This is a genomic window from Acidocella sp. (assembly GCF_036489515.1).
Classification (GTDB): Bacteria; Pseudomonadota; Alphaproteobacteria; order Acetobacterales; family Acetobacteraceae; genus Acidocella.
Map to the genome: position 1 here is coordinate 1 of NZ_DASXFO010000055.1, position 5,640 is coordinate 5,640.

General features: G+C 64.4%; 8 protein-coding genes. All 8 read right to left on the bottom strand.

Annotated features, from left to right (window positions below):
* Positions 1 to 1,042 (bottom strand): serine/threonine protein kinase (locus tag VGG47_RS08475; RefSeq protein WP_331537429.1); only part of this gene is annotated, 1,042 nt, incomplete at its 3' end.
* 446 nt (positions 1,043 to 1,488) lie between these two features.
* Positions 1,489 to 1,845, bottom strand: coding sequence for a response regulator transcription factor (locus tag VGG47_RS08480; RefSeq protein ID WP_331537431.1), 357 nt, complete (start codon positions 1,843 to 1,845; stop codon positions 1,489 to 1,491).
* A gap of 194 nt (positions 1,846 to 2,039) precedes the next feature.
* Positions 2,040 to 2,240: a hypothetical protein gene (locus tag VGG47_RS08485; protein WP_331537433.1), complete on the bottom strand. Its 201-nt coding sequence runs from the start codon at positions 2,238 to 2,240 to the stop codon at positions 2,040 to 2,042.
* A gap of 8 nt (positions 2,241 to 2,248) precedes the next feature.
* A complete protein-coding gene (locus VGG47_RS08490) occupies positions 2,249 to 2,446 on the bottom strand; it encodes a hypothetical protein (protein ID WP_331537435.1) in 198 nt (65 codons plus the stop codon).
* 48 nt (positions 2,447 to 2,494) lie between these two features.
* Positions 2,495 to 2,863, bottom strand: a complete 369-nt coding sequence (locus tag VGG47_RS08495) for a hypothetical protein (protein WP_331537437.1) — start codon at positions 2,861 to 2,863, stop codon at positions 2,495 to 2,497.
* A 95-nt stretch (positions 2,864 to 2,958) separates the two neighbouring features.
* Positions 2,959 to 4,158 (bottom strand): site-specific integrase, encoded by a 1,200-nt coding sequence (locus VGG47_RS08500; protein WP_331537439.1) that lies wholly within the window; start codon positions 4,156 to 4,158, stop codon positions 2,959 to 2,961.
* 122 nt (positions 4,159 to 4,280) lie between these two features.
* Positions 4,281 to 4,511 (bottom strand): hypothetical protein, encoded by a 231-nt coding sequence (locus tag VGG47_RS08505; RefSeq protein ID WP_331537441.1) that lies wholly within the window; start codon positions 4,509 to 4,511, stop codon positions 4,281 to 4,283.
* Between the two features lie 180 nt (positions 4,512 to 4,691).
* Complete coding sequence (locus VGG47_RS08510; RefSeq protein WP_331537443.1) at positions 4,692 to 4,994, bottom strand: hypothetical protein; 303 nt, start codon at positions 4,992 to 4,994, stop codon at positions 4,692 to 4,694.
* Between the last annotated feature and the right edge of the window lie 646 nt (positions 4,995 to 5,640).

Genomic DNA, 5,640 nt, shown 5'->3' on the forward strand with positions numbered 1-5,640 from the left:
TGACGACGGCGGACTTGCCGATCCCGGAATATCCGGAGACCAGCACCAGCTCCGGCGCGCCGCTGTCGACGACGATGCGATCGAAGGCGGCGAGCAAGATCTCTACCTCACGCGCTCTCCCGTACAGCTGCTCGGGGATCAACAGCCGGTCCGGCACGTCGTGCGCGCCGAGCGGGAAGTCACCCACTTGGCCACGCGCGTCCCAGTCAGCCAGGCAGTGCCGCAGGTCGTTCTCCAGGCCGGAAGCGGTCTGGTAGCGTTCCTCGGCCGTCTTCGCGAGCAGCTTCATGGTGATCGCCGAGATGGCGTTCGGAACGTCCTCCGACCGTTCGGCGGGCGGTATCGGCTTTCTCGCGATATGGCAGTGGACCCATTCCATAGGGTCGGCGGCGGTAAACGGCGGGGCGCCAGTGAGCATCTGGTAGAGCGTGATGCCGAGCGCGTAGAGATCGCTGCGCGAATCGACCGAGCGGTTCATCCGTCCGGTCTGTTCCGGAGCCATATAGGCGAGCGTGCCGGCGATGGTCTCGGGCGGCTCGGGCGCCTGCCGCTCGCGCGGCAGACGCGAGGCGATGCCGAAGCCAGTGAGCCGAACCTCTCCGCCGGCGCGGTTCACCAGGATATTGGCCGGTTTGACATCTTTGTGGACGAGCCCAGCCTGATGGACCCTGCCCAGGGCATCCGTTATGCCAATCGCGACGTGCAAGAAGCGTCCAACCTCCATCCGCGCGCCGAGCAACCGGCCGAGCGGCTCACCACTCTGATCCTCCAGCACCAGCATGGTCTGGCCGCGGTCACGGAGGAGCTCTAATGGTCGCGTCGCCCAGGCTCCGTCCAACGCGTCCTTCAATCCAAATTCGTGCGCCAGGCGCTCCAGGGTCGCCGCTGTTGGATGCTCCGCGGCGGGAAGCACCGCCAGCACGTCGCGCCGGCTGCCATCGGCATCCCGGCGCCACGCACGGCAGAAGACGCGGTCGCCGTCCTCCCACAAGACCTGGAAGTTGCGATCTCCGTCTGCGCCGAACCGCTTAGATGTGCTCAACTGCCGGACTCCACCATCGGTCTCGCGGCCTTCGGACCTAGAAGGCCGCCGCGCCCCTTCGTCCGTTCGGCTGGCCAGACCACGCTTGAGCAAGAAGTCTGCTGAAGAAGAAGTCTACCACTTACGATGCGGCGTGGCGATGTCAGAGTGTGGAAATTGCGGCCGGACGACCCATCGCACCCGTCCTCTTCCGTCTTCTGAAAATCCGCCCGCCAACGGAAGAAAAAAATAGATCAGGTGAGAGGCGCTCCCCGGCGCCTCCCCCTGATGATCAATTCCGTTCGCGCCTGACTCAGCGCTGCACAGCACCAGCAACAGCACCATGCCTATAACAAGCTTCGCGGCCGCCGGCAGGTTTCCCCCTCCCCGGCTGGAACCAGGCAACACGGCCAGACCCGCACCCTCGGCCATCTGCACCACGGCGTCCCCGCCACGCGCGCGATCGTTTAGAAGCGCTTGAGAACCGAATGAATGAGCCCTAGCAGCTCGGTCTCGTTGAAGGGCTTGGTCAGATAGCCAACGACACCGGCCTGCAATGCGCTCGCCTTGTCTCCGTCATTCGGGAAGGCGGTCATGAGAATGGTTGGAATGGGCGTGCCCGCCTCGACCAAGCGGCTGTGAAGCTCCAGCCCGGACATCCCCGGCATCCGCATATCGGAAATCAAGCAGGACGTGTTGTTGCGCAGTTCGGATGCGAGAAAGTCCTGGGCGCACGCGAACTCCTCCGCAGTGAACCCCATCGCTCTGAAGAGGTCCATCGTCGCCTCGCGGACCGACTGATCGTCGTCAACAATCGAAATCATAGAGATCGTCAGCCTCCAATTCCAAGGCCCGGACTAGTACCGCTCGTGGAAAAAGACACCGCGCACTCTCTGAGAAGTCGCTCGCCTCAGGTTCGCCTCGGCGGCAGGCGGCGAACCTGTTTGGCCATTAACATGGTGCTGCCACGGCACAAAAAAAGGAGAGGCGCGTCGCCTCCCCCGATTTCGGCCCGCACTTAAGTAATTATCGCGCCTCGCCCCCGCCGGCACCAGCGCCAAAAGCCCCAGATCGCAAGCAATGTGATGATCGCGTCCAGCCGAATGCCAAAATGCAGCCGGACCTCAGCGCTGAACAACACCAGCAACAGCACCACGCCGATGGCAACCTTGACGGCTGTCGGCAGGCTGCCCCCTCCCCAGCTGGAACCAGGCGACACGACCAGGCCTACGCCCCCCCGGCCGTCCGCACCACGGCGTGGACACCGCGAAGCGTCTGGCCCGGCCTCGTCATCTGGCTCGGCCTGCCTGGGAAATCCACGGTGGCGCCAGCACCCATAAGCGCCAGCGCGACGTGATCGGCGGCGTTGGCGGTTGCTCCCCGTCCCCCGCCGGTAATGATGATCTCTACGTTGTCGATGTCCACGATTGCTCTCCTTGTGTTGGCCGAGGGCCGGCGGTTGCGTTTGGATTATTAGGGTCGATCGAGGGCGGCGGTTCCTTCGGCGAAATAGGCGTCGGCCGCCCAACCGATCGCCTCTGTCAGGGCGGCGGCGGTGATGGCGTTGACCACATTGCCGAGCCCCGGCACCCAGCCGAGCAGACACTGGCTTAACCCTCGGCCGACGGCCGCGGCGGAGAACGGCAGGATCAGCTCGGCCGCCGCGGTCTTGCTGATCGGCGTGCCGTGTTCGGCGCCGAGGGCGACGATCATGGCGACCTGGATGGGCGTGATCACGGCGGTATCGGCGCCGGGTGCCTGGGCTAGCCCGCCGCCCACGGCGGCGCAGGAAGCGGCGGCGGCATGGATGAGCGCATGTATTTTTTCGGCCTTAGTGGCCATGGCGTAATTCCCCTTCATTTGAAGTGATGCATTGCGATGATCGTGGTGGGTTCAGGGGAGAAGGCGCCGCGCCTTCTCCCCTGAACGCGGCCTGGCTAACCGGCTGCCTGGTCCGATGGCGCCGTTGGCGCCGGCAGCAGGTTCCAGGCGTTGGACGCCGCGGTCGCCGTGGCAATGAGACGCTGCGGCGAGTGGTGCGCATAGCGGGTGGTTGTGGACAGCTGGGAATGACCCAGGACCGTCCCGATCTCGTTGAGCGGCGTGCCGGCATTGGCCAGTGCCGAGGCGAACGAGTGCCTCAGGTCATGGACGCGGAGGTCGGCCGGCAATCCCCCCGCCTTCTTCGCCCGCCCCCAGGCCGCGCGCACGCTCTCGATCGCCCTGCCGCAGCGCCTCCAGCTCGGAAACACGTGCGGATTGTCCGGCAGCTGGCGGGTGGCCTGGCGCTCGAGGATCGCCACCGCGAACGGCGACAGCGGGATGTACCGGGGGCGCCCGTTTTTCGCCCTCGGCACGGTGAGCATGCCGCGATCGAGATCCACGTTGTCCCAGGTCGCCAGCATGATCTCGCTGCGCCTGGCACCGGTGACGGTGAGCAAGGCCAGCGCCGCCGCGGCCCCCTTGTCCCGCTCCAGGTCAAGCGCCCGCATCAGCGCCTGGGTCTGGTCCGCCGTGAGATACTTATCCCGGTGGACCTCGCGCACCATCCCGGGCGCCGCCGCCGGGTTTCTTCCCTCAAAAAGCTGCCATTTCTGGGCGAGGTTGAACATCCGCCGCACTGTGCCGAGGTGGCGGTTGATGCTGGACGCCGACAGCCCCTCGTCGATCAGCCGGCGCCGCAGCGTGGCGACGTCGTCCTGGTTGATCTCGTCCAGCGCCTTGCGCCCCAGGAACGGCAGGATGCGCAGGCGCAGGCAGGCGTCGATGTTGTGGGCGCTGCGCAGATGCTCTTGAACATGCGGAAGAAATCGCTGGGCAGCGAATTCCGCTAACAGCGGCACCGCGCGTTTCTTGTCTCGTTCGGCCAGCGGATCGGCCCCCATGCTGACCGAGGCTTTCAGCTGCTCCGCCCGCTTGCGCGCCTGCTCGACGGTCAGATCGCCGAGCCGGCCGAGCTTGATTTCGCGGTTGCGCCCGCGCGCGTCCTTGTATCGAAGGTAGAACGTCGTGCCAGACTGGCGCTGCTCGGCGATGAAGCCGCGCAGACGGCTGTCGAAGATGCGGGCTTTAGCGACGCCGGGTGCCAGCGCCGGGAGATCGCGCATGGCGCTGGGCGTGATTGTGGTGCGGGCCATCGGCCTGTGCTCCTTTTTCTGAATGCGGGAATTGATGACGTGCGAACGCGCCCGACGGGACGAATCCCGTCGGGCGCTTGCGATGCTGGTGGTGTTTGCGTTGGCGTTTGTTCGCCGCTCAGTCAGACTCGGTCGGCTGCCGGCGATCTGGCGCGCGCGGCCTGGACCCGCGCCACCTCGGCCACCAGGGCCTCCTTCACCGCCTTGCGCATTGTCCAGACGCGTCGGAGGTACGGCGCCCTGCCCGACCATTCGAGCAGCATCTGGTCCAGGATGATCAGCAGCTGCTCGGGTGTGATGCCCTCGCCTCGGCTTTCAGGATCGGGGCACAAAGGCAGTGCGGCACGGTCCACCCGTCGCAGGCCACCATGCCGTCGAGCCGGACGAGCAGGCCGTGGCCGTCGCCCCCGGTATCGGCCACCACGCCCCGGACCGCAGGGGCCAGCCGGGCAGCGCGCCGGCGGAAGAGAAGATCACAAAGCGCCCGTCGGTGGCGTGGCGGGTCTCCGCGATCTCGCGCGGGTCGATGCCGATCATGATGCGGCACCCGGCTCGAACAGCAGCCAGTTGCCGTCGCTCGCCATGACCACGGCGATGCCCTCCGCGACGCGGAAGGCGTGGATTTCCTCCTCGGTTTCGTCGTCGTTGATCTGCAGCAGGTCATCGATGCGCCGGACCGCGATGCCTAGGCCGGTCAGGTAGGGAAGGATATGCAGCGGGTCGTCGCCGCTCTGCATAGCCTCATCGAAGCGGACGCGCGGGACGTCGCGCGGTTCGTCATTGTCGCCGGCATAGCGCTGCAGCAGCGCGCCGAGCGTTTCGGTTGCTGTGTTCATTGTTATAGGGCTCCAAATGCAAAGAACCCAGCCCCTTGCGGGGCTGGGTTCAAGTCGATGGGATGCTCATTGCCTGAGCGATCGCATCAAATGCGGTTGAAAGATCCTGCTGTTACAACAAAATCCGGCATTGAACGGTCATCGGCGATTAGACCGGCGTCAACCCCCAAATCGTGACAAACGCGACGGACACTGAGTTTATTCAGGAATAATCCGATGCTCACGCATATATCCAATCCATCTTTCAACCTCTGACCACTGGCGACCGAGCCAATTCCGCGACGGGTGATGTAGGAACAGAAAATGTGTCTCCAACACGGCTGAACGATAGAGGACAGGTCCTTTTCTGTCGGAACATTCGACGATAGGCGTGAAATCTACACCATTTTCTTCAAATATTGACGGGACGACCCAGCGGCTTTTACTCCCGTGAAAGACAACCGTTTTTGGTTGAAGTATCCGAAATTCATCTACTAACTGGACGGGCAAATAGGTATCATAATAGGACGTGGGCTGCTATCACATAGGCATGCCCATCGATCGTGATTTCCGCAAACTCCCTGCATCGACACAGGCCGAACTGCGACGCGTCGCCGTGAACATGGTACTCTCTGGTGCTAGCCGGATCGAAGTCGCTGACGCCGTC

Bases quoted from the DNA above. Each gene is read 5' to 3' on its own strand.
- VGG47_RS08480 (WP_331537431.1), bottom strand. From the start codon at position 1,845: ATGATTTCGATTGTTGACGACGATCAGTCGGTCCGCGAGGCGACGATG.
- VGG47_RS08510 (WP_331537443.1), bottom strand. From the start codon at position 4,994: ATGAACACAGCAACCGAAACGCTCGGCGCGCTGCTGCAGCGCTATGCC.
- VGG47_RS08495 (WP_331537437.1), bottom strand. From the start codon at position 2,863: ATGGCCACTAAGGCCGAAAAAATACATGCGCTCATCCATGCCGCCGCC.
- VGG47_RS08500 (WP_331537439.1), bottom strand. From the start codon at position 4,158: ATGGCCCGCACCACAATCACGCCCAGCGCCATGCGCGATCTCCCGGCG.